Origin of the sequence: Faecalibacterium sp. AF10-46 (genome assembly GCF_003604105.1) — a bacterium.
GTDB lineage: Bacteria > Bacillota > Clostridia > Oscillospirales > Ruminococcaceae > Faecalibacterium > Faecalibacterium taiwanense.
The window spans coordinates 13,891-31,174 of sequence record NZ_QVGY01000001.1 but is presented as its reverse complement, the minus strand read 5'-3'; the positions used below and the strand labels follow the sequence as shown (position 1 = coordinate 31,174).

Below are 17,284 nucleotides of genomic sequence, written 5' to 3'. Positions count from 1 at the left end.
TCGGGAACTGTTGCAGTTTTTCTGCGTCTTTTTGAAAAAGATGCACTTTCTTACACTGGGGTCTGCACTTTCTTGCTTTCTTGCACAGTTTACATCCTCACCGCAAGAAAAAAGCGTATAAAGCGCACAATTTTCATGCAAAAAGCCGTTGACAAACAGCGTCGGAATCAGTACTGTATAAAGGAAAGAATACAAAATATTACCGGAAAGGAGGCTCCGTCATGAAAAGCAGTCATCGTTTCCCTCTGCGGCGGCAGATCATGTGGGGGATGCGTTTTTTTACCCTCCTTACCTCGCTGGCTGTGGGCGCAGCACTATTCATCCTCTCCAACCAGTATGTGCGCGCCAACTCTCTGCAGGCGGCGGAGTTCAACCTGCGGCTGGTGGCTACCTCCATCGAGACCAGTCTGGACAGCGCCGATGACCTTTTGAACTGGGCTTCCATCAACAGCACCGTGCGGCGGTACATCTCGCAGGAGGATGTCAATGGTGCCCAGACCATTGCCGCCTACAAAGCTGTGCAGGAAAAATACTATTCCAGCACCCTGTACAGCCACATCCTCCGCTTCTTTATTACCAACGAGAATGACCGGCATTTGCAGTTCGGCACGCTGAACGCCTCGGCGGCGCTCAACCGCACCAGTGTAAAGCAGTTTTTCTCCAAGGGGTACGGGATGCAGTTCACCACCGACCCGCTGCTGCCCGGCAACCCGGATTGCATTGCCATCAGTCAGCCTATCCGCTGCGGCAAGGGCACTCTGCACCGGGGCAGCACCTACCTTGCACTGGATACCGCCATCGTCACCGACCCGGCGGCGGGTTACAGCCTGACCGACGGCAGCGCGCTGTACTGGGAGACGGGCAGCCGCCTGTGGCAGATCGAAAATGGCAGCCTGACCGAGACCGAAAACCGGCTGCGGGAGGTAGCCTACACCCTGCGCACCGAAAGCAATAACGGCATGACCGAGCAGACCGCGTGGCAGGGCAAGGTGCAGCTGAACGGCCAGAGCTACTATGTTGTCAAGGTTACGCTGAACGGCCGCAGCGCGGCGCTGGTGCAGCTTTTGCCCGCAAGCACCTTTTTGCAGCACTACGGCGTGTACCTGTGGCTCATCGCCCTTGGCATAGCCATCATCTGGGGACTAAGCTTTTTTATACAGTATTGGCTGGAATTGGTCATCACCCGCCCGGTGGAGGCGCTGCAAAAGCGCATCGAGACCGTGGGCAGCGGCAACTTTGCCCCGGACCGCGCGGTGGAGTGGAACAACGAGCTGGGCGACATTGGCCGCGGCATCAACCAGCTTGCCGAAAACGTAGACAGCCTGATGACCCGCCGCGTGGAGGACGAGCGCCGCAAGCAGGAGCTGGAATACCGGATGCTGCAAAACGAGGTAAACCCGCACTTTATCTATAATACCCTCAACAGCATTCGCTGGATGGCCACCATCCAGAATGCGCCCGGCATTGCCGAGATGGTGACCGCCTTTGCGCGGCTGACCAAAAGCATCTCCAAGGGTACCCAGAAGCTGGTGCCCCTGCAGGAGGAGCTGGCATTGCTCAACGATTACTTTACCATCCAGCAGTACCGTTACGGCGGCGACTTAGAGATAGAGGTCTCCCGCATTGAAAGCGAGACCCTGTGCTGCGACTGTCTGATCCCCCGGTTCACCCTGCAGCCTCTGGTGGAAAATGCCATCTTCCATGGGTTAGAGCCCAAGGGCGGCCATGGCAGCGTACTGCTGGATATCTCCACCGACCTGGAAAACGGGGATGTGCTGCTGCGCATTACGGATGACGGCGTGGGTATGCCGCCGGAGCTGGTGGCGCACCTTCTGGACGAGCCCACCGAGGAAGCCGAAAAGACTGAAAAGTTCCGCCATGTCGGCCTGTGGAACGTAAACCGCCGCATCCGGTATTCCTTTGGCGAGAGCTATGGCTTGACCATTGAAAGCGAAGAGGACGTGGGCACCGAGGTCACCATCCGGCTGCCCTATCAGAAGAAAGGAGACAGCCATGCTGCGGATATTACTGGTGGATGACGAGCCGCTGGTGCTCATTGGCCTGCAGGGCATGCTGGAATGGGAAAAGCTGGGCTACACCGTCTGCGGCACCGCCCGCAACGGCAAGCTGGCGCTGGAGCTGATCGAGCGGGAAAAGCCGGATATCGTCATCGCAGACGTAAAAATGCCGGTGATGGACGGCCTTACCCTTGCCCGCACCTGCCGGGAGCGCAGCGCCCTGCCCGCCTTTATTATGCTGACAAGCTTTGAGGAATTTGATTACATCAAGCAGGCCATGGGTGCCGGGGTGGTGGATTATTTGGTCAAATTAGACCTGACCCCCGAGAACCTGCAGACCGCCCTTGCCAAGGCCGCCGAAAAGGTAAAAAAGGAACATACCCTGCTGGGCGAAGTACCGGTGCAGGAAAACCTTGCCGAGAGCGTGCGCAGCTATCAGGAGCGGTTTTTCGTGCGGCTATACGCCGGGCTGTTCCCGGACGAACAATCTTTGGAGCAGCCCTTGCAGCACATGGAGCTGGAGCTTACAAGCGACACCTATCTTGTAGCCAGCTGCGAGATCATTGCCAACACAGAGCTGACCCCCGCCCAGCAGCTGAAACTGAGCTTTTCCTGCGGGCGTATGCTGGAGACCACTCTGCAAAGCTATCTGCCCTGCTATGTGACCGGCGCAGATGCGCTGCGCGGCAATGTGCTGTTCTGTCTGACAGCGCAGCAGGCGCAAAGCTACCGGACGGTGCTGCGCCCGCTGCTGGAACGCGCCAGCCAGATCCTATACAACTACTTCACGGTACGGCTGCTCTGGGCGGTGGGACGCCCCACCGGCTCGCTGCTGGGGCTGGCGCGCTGCTGCCGGGAAAACGCCCACCTGCAGCCCCTGCTCACGGTGGAACAGCCCATCCAGTTCGTAGAGGTCAACGAGGGCGATGCCACAGCCGGAAAGATGCAGGTAGTGGCACAGGTGCAGGAGTATATCAAGAATCACCTTTCGGAAAAGCTGACGCTGGCAGATGTGGCTGCGGTGTTCAATTTTTCGCCCAACTACCTCAGTCAGCTGTTTGGCAAATACGGTGACAGCGGCTTTGTGGAGTACATCACCGAGACCCGCATTGCTGCGGCCAAGGAGATGCTGGAACAGGGTGATTTGAAGGTCTACGAAATTGCGGAAAAACTGGGCTACGAAAGCGCCTTCTATTTTTCCAAGGTGTTCAAAAAGGTCACCGGGCTCAGCCCGCGGGAATATCAGCAAAGTATTTGAAGTCGGAGGCTTTTATGATACAGGAACAGCTTGCCTTTCTGCCGGAATTTCTTCCCGACTACCGCCCCTTTCCCCCTGCCAAAGAGCGCCCCGCATGGCTGGCTTTACCCCCGCGGGCAAAGCAGCGCTTTTTGAAAGCCGGAGAAGCCGCGCTGCAAACACCCCTTGCGCCCCTGCCGCTCTCCCTCTGGCTGGATTTCACCCGCACCGGGCAGCGTGCCGCATGGGAGGCGGCTTATTTTTCCCGCCGGGCGCGGCTGTGCGCACTGGTATGCGCCGAGTGCGTAGAGCACAGCGGGCGCTTTCTGGATGCCATTGCGGATACCGTATGGGCGCTCTGCGAGGAAAGCGCATGGCAGCTGCCTGCCCACAACAGCTATGTGCGGGACACCCCGCAGCTGCCCCTGCCGGACACTTCGCAGCCTATTGTAGAGCTTTTTGCCGCCGAGACCGGGGCGCTGCTGGCGCTGACCCGCTACCTGCTGCACGACGAACTGGATACCACCGCGCCGGGCATTGCAGCACGGATGGAGCGGGAGCTGAACGCCCGCATCCTGACGCCCTATTTTACAGGCCACTTCTGGTGGATGGGAAACGGTGCGGAACCCATGTGCAACTGGACGAGCTGGTGTTCCCAGAACGTGCTGCTCACGGTTTTTCTACTGCCCACCTCGCAGGAACAGCGCTGCGCAGCGGTAAAACAGGCCGCGTATAGTCTGGACTGCTTTTTGAAGGACTACGGCGCGGACGGCTGCTGCAACGAGGGCGCACAGTATTACCGCCACGCCGGGCTGACCCTGTGGGGCTGCCTTGAAATTTTATCTGCCGCAGCACCGCAGGCCTTCTGCGCCCTGTTCCATGAGCCTAAAATCAAAAATATTGCGGAGTACATCTGCAATGTCCATGTAGAAGGGCCTTACTACCTGAACTTTGGCGATTGCAGTCCCCTTGCCGGGCGGTGCGGTGCGCGGGAATACCACTTTGGGCAGGCCGTTGGCAGCGATGCTTTGCGGGCACTTGCGGCGGCAGACTTCCGTGCCGATGCCGACCCCGACCATTTGCAGAACCCGGACGGCAGCACCCACATCAACCTGTGGTACCGGCTCATCACCGCCTTTGCAGAACGGGAGCTGATGGAATGCGCTGCAATTCCCCAGCATCTACCCACGGTGTGGTACCCCAGTGTGGGCATTTACGCCGCACGGCAGGGTCGCTGGGTGTTAGGGGCAAAGTTTGGCTCCAACGGCGACAGCCACAACCACAACGATACCGGCAGCATTACTGTATACAAAGACGGCAGACCGTTCCTCATTGATATCGGGGTGGAGAGCTACACCAAAAAGACCTTCAGCCCTCAGCGATACGAAATTTGGACGATGCAGAGCGCATGGCACAACCTGCCAACCTTTGACGGCATCCAGCAGCTGCCCGGCGCAGAATACGCCGCCCGGGAGGTGCACACCACGGAAAACAGCATCACCGCCGAGCTGGCAGGCGCGTACCCGCCTATCCCAGGGCTTACCACCTACCGCCGCTGTGTATCGGCCAGTGAACAGGGCATCACCCTGCGGGACGAAACAGACTATCCCGGCACGGTGGATCTGACCCTGCTCACCGAGCAGCAGCCTGCCGCCACCACAGATGGCTTTGCGGTGGGCACGCTGGGCGGTATCCGGTTTGACCCGAAAAAGGTCGCTGCCAAGGTCACACCGGTACCCATCACCGACCCGCGCCTGCGCACCGCATGGCCGGAAACGATCTATAGGATCACCCTGCATTTCAAAAAATCACTGAATGTCGTGCTATATTAAGGAGAACCGCCATGGAGACCATCAAGCTGAAAATTCTGGACGAAGTGGGTCACACCCTGATGACCTGCGATGCCGACACCAACGTATCCCTTGTTTACACCAACTCCTACAAGCCCGGTGACCGGGTGGCGCTGGAAATCGACCATCCCGGGCAATACTGCGTCATTCAGTTTGAGGACACCATGCCCGAAGCCCTTGTGTATGTGGTAAAACGGGAGATCAATTTCCATATTCCCTTCGGGGAGCAGGCCATCACCTACTCGCCCAAAAGCTTTGTGGGCAGCCGCCATGTCGTCCGCGCACGCCTTGCGCTGCCGGAAGAAATTGCTGCACGGCGGAACTTAGCCTTCAACTGCTACGATGAGCACGGCGACACCGGCTTTTATCCCCACGCCAGTGCCAACGTGGAAACGCGCGGCGAGGCGGTGTTTGCCGCCCGCAACGCCATCGACGGCATCTTTGAAAACAGCGCCCATGGGGAATACCCCTACCAGAGCTGGGGTATCAACCGGGACCCCAACGCCGCCCTGACCCTGGATTTTGGCCGCGAGGTATTATTGGAGGAGCTGCGCATCACCGAGCGGGCAGATTTTCCGCACGACAACTACTGGGTAAAGGCTACGGTAGAATTTTCTGATGGCAGTCAGCTGGACATTCCGCTGGTAAAAAGCGCCAAGCCCCAGAGCGTTGCCTTTGAGCCCAAGCGGGTGCGCAGCCTTGTGCTGAAAGACCTCATTCAGGCCGAGGGTACCTCGCCCTTCCCTGCCCTGACCCAAATCGAAGCCTTTGGCACCGAGGTGAAATAAAATGAGCCTATACAATTCTCTCTATGAGCGGGAAGGGCATGGCATCAGCCCCAACGAGCCGGAGAAAAAGGGCTTTGCGCGCTTCTGCCAGATGGTCGGCCGCGACCTTGGTCAGCTGCTGGGCACAAACCTGATAGTCTGCGTGCTTTGTCTGCCCGCCGCGCTGGGGGTCTCGCTGGGCGTGACCCTGTTTTCCCTGCCGATCACGGTGGTGTGCAGTCTCCTCACCGGTCTGCTGGTCGGCCCTGCCATGCTGTTGCTGGCAGATTGCGCCCTGCGCAGCTTGCAGAACGACCCCTCCCAGTGGCTGCCCCGGGCAAAACAGACCCTTGCCGCCCACTGGAAATCTGCCTGCGGCTTTGGCTGCATTGGTACACTGGTGCTGGGGCTGCTGTGCTTTGTATCGGCCTTTGTATTTGAGGCCGCCGCACAGCAGGGCTACTACCCCGGCCTTGCCGTGCTGGTATTTCTGGCGCTGGATTTTCTGGTGCTGGCGGTTTTCAGCACCCTGTGCGCCGCTGTACTGCCGCTGCAAGCCCCGGACAGCCTGCTGCGCCGCGCGGGCAGACTGCTGCTTAACACACCGATCCGCTGCGTGGCGGCAGGTATCGTGATGCTGGCAGGCATCGGCGGCATGCTTTTGCTGTTCCCGGTCAGCGTATTCTGGGCGGTGCTGTTCGGTTTCTGGTTGCCCGGGCTTGCAGCCATGCAGACCCTGTTTCCCGTTTTGCGGCAAGAATACGGCGTACAGGTGCGCACCATTCCGCACCCGGCAGCGCCCGATAAGATCCTGACCGCGCAGGAGCAAAAAAGGCGTTCCCGCGTCAACTGGTGGTACTACAACTGGGGCATCGTAGTTGTGGCGGCTATGGTCATTGTAGGTGCAGCGTATGTGGCACACGGCCTGCTGACCGCCGTAGACCCCGATTACACCGTGGCGGTGGTCACGGCAGAAGCCCTGCCAGACGATGCGGTGCAGCGTCTGCAGACTGCGCTGGCGGGCTATGCGGACGATGCCAACGGCGACGGGGCTGTGGTGGTGCAGGTGAACAACTACACATGGAGCGCCAACGCCGCCCTGACCGACATGAACGGCCAGATGGCTGGTGCCACCCAACTGAACACCGATCTTGCCAACGACGAAAGTACAATCTGGATCCTCGAAGACCCAGAGGGCTTTGAGCAGGCTTATGGGGCGCTGAGCGAAAAGCTGGGTGCCGACTGGGCCGGACAGCTGATCGACTGGGACGAGCAGCCGGTATTTTCCGCTCTCGATCTTGGAAGTTATAACACCACTACCGATGGTAGCCAGCGCATTGCTGTACAAAGCTGTTTTGCTGGCTGTAAAATTGCGATTTTTGACAGGGAAGATCGTTTATGGCGTTCTTTGAGCTCTTGATTCAATTGTTAATCCATAGCCGTCCTTTTTGTCAGTTTTTATGCAGTGTGGGTTGCTCCCCATGTAGACAATCGGCAGCATTTTGTGCTATATTAGCAACAACTAACCACTTTTGCACAAAGGAGCTCCTAATGAATCAAATATCCGATCTTCCTAATCCACTGAAAATTTTATTTCAGGAATACAATCAAGGCCAAATCGAGTCTGTCGGCTTCCGCAGCTTTACTCTGCACTCTGGTGAGAGCAATAGCTACCGCACACTGAAAAGTGCACTGATCGTCCCAGTGTCAGGCCGGGCCATCTTCTCATTCGAGCACGAACCATTTATTGCCAAGCGAGGACTATTCCTGCACGGATGCCCCAACAAGACCCTGACCATTTCGGCCATGGGCGAGCAGGATTTCCGCTACATCAATATGTACTACGAAAACGATCGCCCGTTGCTGTTCTCCCACAAGCTCAAAAATCCGGAACAGACTTTTTCCATTCTGGAGCAAATCTTGAAGCTCCACCCGGATGCTGACATCCGTAGTCAGTACCAGCAGGAAAAGCTGACAGAAGAGTTCTTCGCCCAGATTTTTGCAGATTTTCAGCCCGAGGAAACTTAGTAAGATCACCCCTCACGCTAAAGCGGAAAAGAAAAAAGCATTGCTTCCCAATGAGGTTGATATTCTGATGAATGTAGTTGTAGAACCACGCGCCCGCGTATTCTGCGCCCTCTGTCTGTACTGCGGGCTTCGTAAGGAAGAAGCACTTGGATTGCAATGGTCGGACATTCAAAGCAGCTCTCTGACCATCCGGCGCGCTATGCTATGACCTTTCTGAACAACCAGCAAGACCCTGTAGATGATTTCAAAACAAAGACCGCACACAGGGTCGTTCCTATCCCGGACAAGCTCAGATTCGTCTTGCTTGAAACACCACACTTGAGCCGGTATATCGTCCCAGCCGTCGATGGCGGAGATATGACCCGCTCCGCATTCACCCGGTTGTGGAACTCTCACGTTGCGGCCCTTGTGCCGTTCTCCCTGCATCCCCACATGCTGCGGCATACCTACGCAACGACACTTTATCGTGCAGGGGTAGACTTACGCACAGCACAAAAACTTATGGGGCACAGCAGCATTCAGGTCACCGCCGATATTTATACTCATCTGGAACAAGAAGACTCGCTCCATGTCGCTGATAAACTTAACGAGTATCTTTCCTGCAAATCGGAAAACTCCGCAAAAAGTAGTCAAAAGTTAGTCAAGCTCGCCATTTGACACAAAAAAGAAGCCACACAGCACGTTTTTCAACGCTACTGCGTGGCTTTTCTGGTGCACCTCGCGCACTCATATCCGAACTTTTCTCCGCTTTCACGGCTTCCCCAAAAGCGACCGTTTCCGTACCTTCCTTATAATTAAAGGTAATGAGAACCTTATCATCGTAGAGATAGATGGCATTGATGAAGGTGTCCACCAGCGCCTGCCGCTGCTCCGGCTGGGTCATATCCAGCTTGCGGAAGCGGAGCAACCAGAACCGGACGAATTCTTCTTTCATCTTCGGTTTTGCCAGCCGTTCCTCTGCAATGCGGGCTTGCAGTTCTTTCCGCTGCTCTTCCAGAGCTTCCAGCCGCTCCTTGGTGGAGCTGGTCAGAATGCCCATCTGGATGGCATTCAGCATATTGGTGATGCCGACTTCCGTTTCCCGCAGCTGCTTTTCGTAGATAGGCAGGTCTGTGCTTTCCTGATTTTGCAGCTCCATGACCTTGGCAATGATGGCATTCATAGAAACGTCATCTTCCACCAGCTTCATGGTTTCGTTGACCACCAGATCTTCCAGCCACTGTTTCCGCACTGCCTTTTTGTCGCAGGTCTTTTTCTTCTTGGCAGCAGCACACTTATAATAGGTGTACATCTTCCCGGTGTGGCTGACACCGCTTTCTCCGAACATCAGTGCACCGCACTTGCCGCAGTACAGCTTGGTGGTGAGCAGATAGCTTTCCTCTGCCTTATGACGGGCAGGGGCTTTTTTGTTTTTCGCCAGCTTTTCCTGCACCTTGTTGAACAGGTTCGCGTTTGCGCAGCGAAGCGGAGCAATGAAAGCCCCAGTGGGGCTTTCAAGCGACAGAACGGTCTTGCGCAGCAAGATGGAGGGGCCTTACCCCGACAAGTTCACCTGATACGAGAGCCGGAATCGCATTAGGCTGTACCACATCCCGCAAACGCAATTCGCCGATGTACCGGCGATTACTCAGCATCCGCTGAATCGTATTGTAGGTCATCTCCCCGCCCATTGAATTTTTGATGTTGTGTGCCTTTAACCAATCCCGCAGGTCAGTCATGGTCGCACCGTCTGCATACTTCTGGAACGTCTGCTCCACATACGGAGCCAACAACGGGTCGGGCTGGTAATGCCGGATCTCATCGATCATGTAGCCGAACGGAATCGTGCCGCCATTATAAATACCCTTGAGAGCGTTTTCGGTCATGCCACGCACGACCTTTTCGGACAAGTCAACCGAGTAATATTCGGCATAGCCCTCCAGCACCGATTCCAGAATGATACCCTCCGGGCCAGCCGAAATGACTTCCGTCGCCGACACCAGTTTCACGCCGTTCCGTTTCAGTTGGGTCTTGTACCGGGCACTGTCGTAGCGATTCCGGGCAAAGCGGTCGAGCTTCCAGACAATGATGACATCAAAGATTCCCCGCTCGCTGTCCTTAATCATCTGCTGGAACTGCGGTCGATTATCCGTTTTTGCAGAAACGGCACGGTCGATGTAGTGCTTCACCACCGTGAAGCCGTTCTTCTCCGCATAGGCAGTGCATTCCCGAATCTGACCTTCGATGGATTCTTCTCGCTGGCTGTCAGTGGAATAACGAGCGTAGATCACGGCGGTCATGGCAGGCACCTCCCATTTATACATCATTGAACGGTGGAGCGTTCTTTCAAAATAGTGTTTCGTATAATGTATATACCACAGTTTTTAACTGAATGCAAGACTTTTTCCCAAATAAAAGCCGCCCTCATTCTCAAATCGTCCAGTTCTGGCTTGCCGACTGCAGATCCACCATGTGGGTGTACAGTCCCTTCCGGGCGTACAGCTCTGCCGGGCTGCCCTGCTCGGCCACGATGCCGCCCGACAGCACCACCACCTGATCCGCACCAGCTACGGTGCGCATCCGGTGGGCGATGATGAGGACGGTTTTATCCTTGATAAGTCGTGACAGTGCTTCCTGAATGGCTGTTTCGTTCTCCACATCCAAACTGGCGGTGGCTTCGTCCAGCAGGATGATGCCAGAAATACCATGAGCGCAGTAAGAACCGTAATTTTCATTTCGACTTTACTTTTCTCCTTCACGTCCGCAAATATGGCAGATCATTGCATTCCCGCGTCGGGGTATTTGATGAGGCCATACAGCGAGGAGCATCTCCCATGTATTGTTTCAAAGTACGGTAACGATCAGGGCTGTCAGCGCGGCGATCGCGGCAAACAGCGGCATTCCGTGCAAAAACGATTCGATATGCTTTTTCGGATCCTGATAGTATTTCTTCTCCGGCAAAAACGAGAAACGGATGCGTTTTGTACTGCGCCACCAGAGCAGATCGATCACAAGGAGATCGAACAGGCCCAATCCCTCGCCGAATGCAAGGAAGTACCAAAATGCTGACAGGTAATTGTTTAGGCCCAGCACACTTTTCAACGCAAGCCCCAAAACGGAAAACACCACTGTAAACAAAAGAAGATTACTGAGCAAAATGGCAGCGGTGGATTTTGCCTTCGGAACTGCTTGCCCAAGCTGAGGGTCGCTTTGCACACGGGTCTGAACCTCATCGGGATAGGAACGCAATCCGATGAGATTTTTCCTGTCCGTGCCTGTTCCGAGAAAGCATACGCCCCAATACAGAAAATAAAATACAGCGGCGATCATGATTTTCATATATATCTACGCTCCCATTCCATTTGCCGACCATCTCCGCTCCTGACGAACGCTTTTCATACCAAACTGCCTCCCCGCTATTTTTTGACCTTCATGCAAAAGTCGCAGCGGTCATCCCCACGCCCCAGCGTTTTCGTTCGATGCCAAATGAGCTTCGGATGCAGCCCGGTATAGCTGATGTCGTCGCTGTCGCAAAAGCAGCGGCACAGCTCCGGGCAGCCGTATTCTGCGCAGGTGTCGTGATAGGGACACTTCATCATATCCACACGCCAGACGCCGTTACCGGTCTGCAGTTCTTTTGGGGCAAAGCCCGCCGCCGGGCCGAAAATGCTCCGGGTGGATTTGACGAAAACGCCGGGAACAAGGCGGTAAAGCCCCGGTATGTGCAGCAGGGCGGCAAGCTGTTTGTGGCTCGTTCTCGCCAAGTGCTCCACATAGCCGTGAACGGTTTGCAGTGCCTCCTCTTTCGGCATGACCCGCTGCAAGGTCTCGTAGGCCGAAATGCCCGGCAATATCTGCCGCTTGAGGTGATATTGCTTTTCATTGCTTGCATCTGCATTTTCAGCCAGCAGCGCACTCAGGCGCATATCAAAAGCGGCGTTCAGCTGCTTTGCCTGCGCAGGAAAGCGTTGCGCCACAGTCTCCCGGAAATCACGGGAGAGATAGGTTTCCTTCGCCTTCATCGTCCGTCACCCCTTCTTTTTGTACCCGCAGTCGCAGTAGGGCCCGCCGGAGGCAAGGGTGTACTGCCGCACAAACTTTGTCACACCGCCTGCTTCGCTCATGGTGTAGTCCAGATGGCACAAAGCAGGGGTCAGGTCGTACAGACCCAGCTCCTTCATCAGCACACAGATGCCGCATTTTGTAAAGCGTCCCTCGTAGCCGCTGCCATCCGGGTATTCGTAAAAGTCCATGTTCCACGAGTAGGGGTTGCGGTCGGCGGCTTTCAGAGCGGCGGTGGCTTTCATGGCGGCAATGTCCTTTGCGGTAAACTTGCTTTTTCCGCTCTTGCGGCAGAACCACTGCATGGGCTTTGTCATCATGGATCTTGCATAGTAATCCGTCAGCCTGTCCGCTTCCGGGCGCTCCGGCATGGAGAGAATGAACGCGCCGAGCATTGCGCAGTTGACGATGTTCATCTTGAAGCGGTCCGCTTTTTCAAACTCCGGCAATTTGGCGATGATCTCTTTGTATTTCGGCTTGGCGCTTTTGGTGATCTGCTTTGCGGTGGCTGCATCATAGCCCAGCACCGCCGTCAGCTGCGTCTGAAACGATCTGGCAAACACCGCCCACATGGCCATGGGCATTCCCATCCAACGCATCTCACTTTGCTCCTTTCCATTCCGCTAACACCCGGCACATCCGTTTCTCGATGTCTATCCGGGTCTGGCGGCATTCCTTCGGATATTTTTTTGCTGCCTGAAACGCGAACTTCACAAATAGACCGGAGCCAACCGGCAGCATGATTTTCAGCATCCCCTCCGGGAAAACGAAGTGGGTGCCGTGGGCATAAACCATCGTCTCGATCTCGCATTCATGCGGTTTTTCGGCAAGGCGCTTTTCCATCCGGCGGATATACTTTGCGGTGTCCCACAGCGCATCGTCCTCCGCGCCGATCAGCAGCAGCTTTCCCCGGATGTTTTCAACGGGAATGTATTCTTCCGGCTCGATCGGATGAGCTGTCTCGGAATCGTCAAACAGCTTGCGGGAGTTTACCATATCGCCGGTGCGTTTGCTCTCGGCGGCGATGCAGTGCCAATAGTCGGGATGCTGATAGCAAAACGGCATATAGGGCAGCGGCTTGCCCCGGTAGGAGAACAGCGATTCACCCTCGACCGGCCACTCCTTGCAGCCGTCCCTTTTGCCCTGCAGAAAGCCCTGCCACACAAAGTCGCTGGGTGTCATGGCAATGGTCAGGGTGATATCCGGGAACATGGCAGCTGCTGTCAGCGCAAGCGTTCCGGTGGTCGATGCACCGGCAATGCCGATCTTTCTGTTACCGTTAGCTTTCAGCCATGAAATTGCCGTCTCCACACGCTCAAGCGGGTAATTATGATGTCCGTAATCTTTTTTCGCGGGCGACATTGTGAGCACGTTCACGCCGCACCCGCAAAGCCATTTCACTGCCGAGCGCGCAAGCCGATCCTCCGGATCATCCCCGATCATCGTGATGACCGCACAGTCTGAACCGCCGACACACGCCCAATACGCACCGTAAAAGCCATTGAGTTCCACATCAAAGTGCAGGTGTTTCATGCTCTCCCTCCAAATCCGATCTTCACGATCTGCATTTTCATCCCGTTGTCCCCAACCCTTGCGAGGAATCGGAAAAAGCCGCTGACGGAAGGGTCTTTCAGGTCGCTGTAACCTAACATATAGCCCCGGCTGGATACTCGCAAACGGTTGTCCCATGGGGAGAGCTCGCTTTTGGCATCCGAAACCGCGAAATATGCCCCCACATCCTTGATCTTTGCAGTCTTGAGCCATGTTTTTGCGATCATCTTCACCGCCGTGCGGTTGGCGGCATCAAAGACCAGCACCCCGCCGGGAAAAGCGTCCGCCATCCCCCGCACCAGTTCCCGGACCTGCTGGGTCGGGAAGTAATAGAACACCCCGGAGGCAAAGAACACCGCCCCGCCGGAGGCATCGATTCTGCCAAACCATGCGGGGTCTTTCAGGTCGCAGGGAATGTTTTGCTCCCGCTCCCCGGCGGGCAGCAGCTGCTGCCGCAAGGCAATAACATCCGGGAAGTCCAGATTGTAGATCTTGCAACTGCCGTTGTCGCAGGCTCTGCCGGTGCTGTCCAGCCCGCAGCCCAGGTTGACTACCGCCGCACAGGGGTGCGTTTTCAGGTACGCCTGCACCTCAAAGGTAAGGTCGTTCTGCCGCATGGCCACCTCCAGCGCACCAAACCGCTGCATCAGGCCGCGGGAGCTTTTCTCCGCCCCTGAAAAATCGTAGTCGATCTGGTCGAGCAGACGAACCGCTGTTTCATCCCGGTAAAGGTTCGGGTACAGCTCCGTACACAGCTTCCGGGAATACAGCGGGAGGATCAGCGTCTCCTGCACGGTGTTTTTCTCGATTTTGTATTTCATAGGTTCCTTCCTCAGTGAATAAAAACTGTCATAATTGCCGCCAGTACAGCCGCTATGACCGCCATACCTACCGTACGATAGGCGCTGCGGATTGCTTCTTTTCGCTCCATACTTCGTTCTCCTTACACTATTTCACCGCTTTTGCGCCATAACGCACAGCCAGCCCTTTTTATTTTTGTGGCTCTGAATCTTACAGAAGCCTGCTTGCTCCAGATATGTTTTCAGGGCAGTATCCGTGTAGATGGTCATGCCATTGATGATCTGTGTCCATTTGTCGTCTTTTGCTGTTTCGCCGTTTGCTTCATTGCAGATGAAAAAGACCCCGCCGGGCTTCAGCACCCGATAGACCTCTCTGAAATTCTGCACAAGTTCCGGCCAGAAATAGACCGTTTCAAAGGCGGTCACTACCTCAAACTGCTCCGCTTCAAACGGCAGTTCTGCCACACTTGCCTGCTGCACGGTACACCGTCCTGCCGCAATGGCGCCCGCATTGACCTTACGCGCTTTTTCTACGCTGACAGCCGAATAATCGATGCCCTGCACCTTGCCTTTAGGGCACAGTTTCAACAGCGTTTTGATGTTCGCCCCGCCACCGCAGCCGCAGTCCAGCACCCTGGCATCCGGGGCAGGCTGCAAAAAACGCAGCCCCCACGCTGCCATTGCGCTGTGGCCAAAGTTCATCATGGTAACCATGATCTTCCCGCCAAGACCTACGGGCTTGCGGGTGTTTTCAAAAAAGGACATAACGCCACCCTCTTTCTATTTACAGTTCACAATGCAATGCTTTTCACGCAGTTCCTCGCGCTGTAGTTAGTAAAAGCTAACTTTTTGTTCTATAAAAAGCCGCATCTCAGCGGCCCTTCTGCCAAAATAATACGCCCTGCTGTTGTCGCTGTCAAGAAGTTCAGGTATTTTCGGAGATTCCGAAATAGATTTCGTTTTCAAGACCCCCAGCCGTCACCCCAGTGCCACATCCAGCACCATCATCACGCTGAAGCCTACCGCAAAAAACACGGTGCCAACGTTGGAGTGCTGTCCCTGTGACATTTCCGGGATCAGCTCCTCCACCACAACATACAGCATGGCTCCGGCGGCAAAGCTGAGCAGATAGGGCAAAGCGGGCACCACGATGCCTGCCGCCAGAATCGTCAGCACTGCCCCGATAGGCTCTACGATGCCGGACAGTACGCCGCCCCAGAACGCCCGGCCCTTTTTCATTCCTTCCGCCCGCAGGGGCATGGAGATGATGGCACCCTCCGGAAAGTTCTGGATGGCAATGCCAAGGGAAAGCGCCAGCGCCCCGGCGGCAGTGATCTGAGCGCTCCCGGCAAGATATCCGGCATAGACTACGCCCACTGCCATGCCCTCCGGGATGTTGTGCAGCGTCACCGCCAAAACCATCATGGTGGTGCGCTGGAGCTGGCTTTTTGGCCCTTCGGCCTGCAAACTGTTCTGGTGCAGATGCGGGATGAGATGGTCCAGCAGCAGCAAAAACAGGATGCCCAGCCAAAAGCCTGCTGCCGCCGGGAAAAACGCCAGCCTGCCCAGATCTGCGGCCTGCTCCATAGCCGGAATCAGCAAGCTCCATACCGATGCCGCCACCATCACTCCGGCGGCAAAGCCGGTGAGGGCGCGCTGGATGCCGTCGCTCAGGGACTTTTTCAAAAAGAATACACAGCCTGCCCCAAGACTTGTGCCCAGAAAGGGGATCAGGATCCCCCAGAATGCGTCTTGTATCATGTCGAACCTCCTTGTGGTTAAATATAACTAACCACATAAAAAGTATACTGCGCTCCGGCAAAAAGGTCAAGGGCAATCCCGCATAATTCTAAGCGCCACAGCCGCCGGAACGGTGCTCAAGCCGTCAGGCGGGAATTGTGCGGTGTTGCCCAAAGGCTTTGCGGCACCTTCTACCGAAAAATTAACCTCCATAAACATTCCCGCTTTTTCTTGACAAGGCTCTGCAGGCGTGCTATTTTAAGTTTCGTCAATTAGCTCATCCTAACCATCTGAGGGGTCTCGCCCCGCGGGTTTTTCTTTGCACGAAATGTTAGGTATAGCTAACCGTGTGTTTTCAAACCTTTTCAAACCAGAGATTGAGGTGTGTTACAATGAGATTGAAAAAAGTATTTGCAGGTGCACTTGCTGCTGCTATGCTGGTGTGCGCTGTGGCAGTCCCGGCCTTCGCTGCGGAAGAGGTGGAGCAGGAGAACTGCCTGTCCTCCAGCTATGTCCAGATGAACATCCCTTACGCCGATTTCTACAAAGCTGCCGGTGTGGACAACGCATCTGAGATAGATGCTGTTACCAGCGCCACCAAAAACAAGACCCGTGCAGGCAAGCTTGCTGCCGGTTCCTACCATGTCAACGCCGACGGCACCGACATCACCGGTGTTTCCTTTCCGGTCAAGGTACTGACCCCGTGGGCGCTGAAGAATGCAAAGCAGGTCACCGATGCCGACAGTTGCGACATCACCGTTACCCTGAAGGGCGAGGAATCCACTACCACCTATACCGGTGTGGATGCCCTGTTTGAGAACGAGAGCTACGCTTACTACAAGCTCAGTGAGACCCCTGCCTGCTACATTACCGCCTGGTATGACCTGCTGAGCGGCAAGTGGGAGTTTGGCAAGGTCCACGCCACCGAGACCACCGTAGAGGGCACCACTGTGGAGCTGAATACCAACGGTCACCACGCCACCTACGAGATGAAAATCTCCGGTTTTGATCTGGACTACAAGACCAACAAGGTCTACGGCGTAGTTCTGACCACCGCCGATGGCAGTGAGTACGGTCTGCATCATGTGACCAACATCTGGCATGGCACCAAACTGGGCTTCAATGCCGATGATCCTTACTTTGCATCCATCATCGGCAAGACGATTACTCAGATCACCTTCTACGCCGCCGACGGTGTGTATGTCCTGCCGGTCAGCGTGGCACTGTGAGGCTGCGGAAAACTGCCTGATCC

15 protein-coding genes and 3 pseudogenes are annotated in these 17,284 nt (G+C 55.8%); 8 read left to right on the top strand and 10 right to left on the bottom strand.

Annotation, left to right across the window (positions count from 1 at the left end; genetic code table 11):
• Window positions 1-221: 221 nt before the first annotated feature.
• From DWV57_RS00175 to DWV57_RS00140, 7 genes are all read left to right on the top strand, one after another.
• Window positions 222-2,039, top strand: coding sequence for a sensor histidine kinase (locus DWV57_RS00175; protein ID WP_118528257.1), 1,818 nt, complete (start codon window positions 222-224; stop codon window positions 2,037-2,039).
• Window positions 2,014-3,276: a response regulator gene (locus DWV57_RS00170; protein WP_097778349.1), complete on the top strand. Its 1,263-nt coding sequence runs from the start codon at window positions 2,014-2,016 to the stop codon at window positions 3,274-3,276. Before DWV57_RS00175 ends, DWV57_RS00170 begins: the two co-directional genes overlap by 26 nt.
• 14 nt (window positions 3,277-3,290) lie before the next feature.
• Entirely contained in the window at window positions 3,291-5,087 is a 1,797-nt protein-coding gene (locus DWV57_RS00165; protein ID WP_120019586.1) for a heparinase II/III family protein, read from the top strand.
• A gap of 11 nt (window positions 5,088-5,098) precedes the next feature.
• Window positions 5,099-5,893, top strand: coding sequence for a carbohydrate-binding protein (locus tag DWV57_RS00160; protein WP_118528263.1), 795 nt, complete (start codon window positions 5,099-5,101; stop codon window positions 5,891-5,893).
• A gap of 1 nt (window position 5,894) precedes the next feature.
• A complete protein-coding gene (locus DWV57_RS00155) occupies window positions 5,895-7,292 on the top strand; it encodes a hypothetical protein (RefSeq protein ID WP_120019585.1) in 1,398 nt (465 codons plus the stop codon).
• Window positions 7,293-7,423: 131 nt separating this feature from the next.
• Window positions 7,424-7,900 carry a hypothetical protein gene (locus DWV57_RS00150; protein WP_120019584.1) on the top strand — a complete coding sequence of 159 codons (477 nt, stop codon included), beginning with the start codon at window positions 7,424-7,426 and terminating at the stop codon, window positions 7,898-7,900.
• Window positions 7,901-8,104: 204 nt separating this feature from the next.
• Window positions 8,105-8,557, top strand: coding sequence for a tyrosine-type recombinase/integrase (locus DWV57_RS00140; protein ID WP_158576358.1), 453 nt, complete (start codon window positions 8,105-8,107; stop codon window positions 8,555-8,557).
• Here the strand turns inward: DWV57_RS00140 and DWV57_RS00135 are convergent.
• The 10 genes and pseudogenes from DWV57_RS00135 to DWV57_RS00090 form a co-directional block, all read right to left on the bottom strand.
• Window positions 8,541-9,344, bottom strand: a pseudogene (locus DWV57_RS00135) (recombinase zinc beta ribbon domain-containing protein); the annotation flags it as partial. The gene DWV57_RS00140 and the pseudogene DWV57_RS00135 sit on opposite strands and share 17 nt — an antisense overlap.
• Window positions 9,345-9,444: 100 nt before the next feature.
• A pseudogene (locus tag DWV57_RS00130) lies at window positions 9,445-10,179 on the bottom strand (recombinase family protein); the annotation flags it as partial.
• A gap of 130 nt (window positions 10,180-10,309) precedes the next feature.
• Window positions 10,310-10,573, bottom strand: a pseudogene (locus tag DWV57_RS00125) (ABC transporter ATP-binding protein); the annotation flags it as partial.
• Window positions 10,574-10,723: 150 nt separating this feature from the next.
• A complete protein-coding gene (locus tag DWV57_RS00120) occupies window positions 10,724-11,218 on the bottom strand; it encodes an ABC transporter permease (protein WP_112092004.1) in 495 nt (164 codons plus the stop codon).
• Between the two features lie 77 nt (window positions 11,219-11,295).
• Window positions 11,296-11,901 (bottom strand): L-2-amino-thiazoline-4-carboxylic acid hydrolase, encoded by a 606-nt coding sequence (locus DWV57_RS00115; protein ID WP_120019581.1) that lies wholly within the window; start codon window positions 11,899-11,901, stop codon window positions 11,296-11,298.
• Between the two features lie 6 nt (window positions 11,902-11,907).
• Window positions 11,908-12,540 (bottom strand): L-2-amino-thiazoline-4-carboxylic acid hydrolase, encoded by a 633-nt coding sequence (locus DWV57_RS00110; RefSeq protein ID WP_120019580.1) that lies wholly within the window; start codon window positions 12,538-12,540, stop codon window positions 11,908-11,910.
• Between the two features lies 1 nt (window position 12,541).
• Window positions 12,542-13,474, bottom strand: a complete 933-nt coding sequence (locus DWV57_RS00105) for an acyl-CoA thioester hydrolase/BAAT C-terminal domain-containing protein (protein WP_120019579.1) — start codon at window positions 13,472-13,474, stop codon at window positions 12,542-12,544.
• Entirely contained in the window at window positions 13,471-14,313 is an 843-nt protein-coding gene (locus tag DWV57_RS00100) for a class I SAM-dependent methyltransferase (RefSeq protein ID WP_120019578.1), read from the bottom strand. The genes DWV57_RS00105 and DWV57_RS00100 overlap by 4 nt, the downstream gene beginning before the upstream one ends.
• Before the next feature lie 132 nt (window positions 14,314-14,445).
• A complete protein-coding gene (locus tag DWV57_RS00095; protein ID WP_118528283.1) occupies window positions 14,446-15,057 on the bottom strand; it encodes a class I SAM-dependent methyltransferase in 612 nt (203 codons plus the stop codon).
• Between the two features lie 213 nt (window positions 15,058-15,270).
• Window positions 15,271-16,053: a ZIP family metal transporter gene (locus tag DWV57_RS00090; protein WP_118528285.1), complete on the bottom strand. Its 783-nt coding sequence runs from the start codon at window positions 16,051-16,053 to the stop codon at window positions 15,271-15,273.
• Window positions 16,054-16,424: 371 nt separating this feature from the next.
• On the opposite strand from DWV57_RS00090, the gene DWV57_RS00085 reads away from it, so the two are divergent.
• Complete coding sequence (locus tag DWV57_RS00085) at window positions 16,425-17,261, top strand: hypothetical protein (RefSeq protein ID WP_118528287.1); 837 nt, start codon at window positions 16,425-16,427, stop codon at window positions 17,259-17,261.
• The last annotated feature ends 23 nt before the right edge of the window (window positions 17,262-17,284 follow it).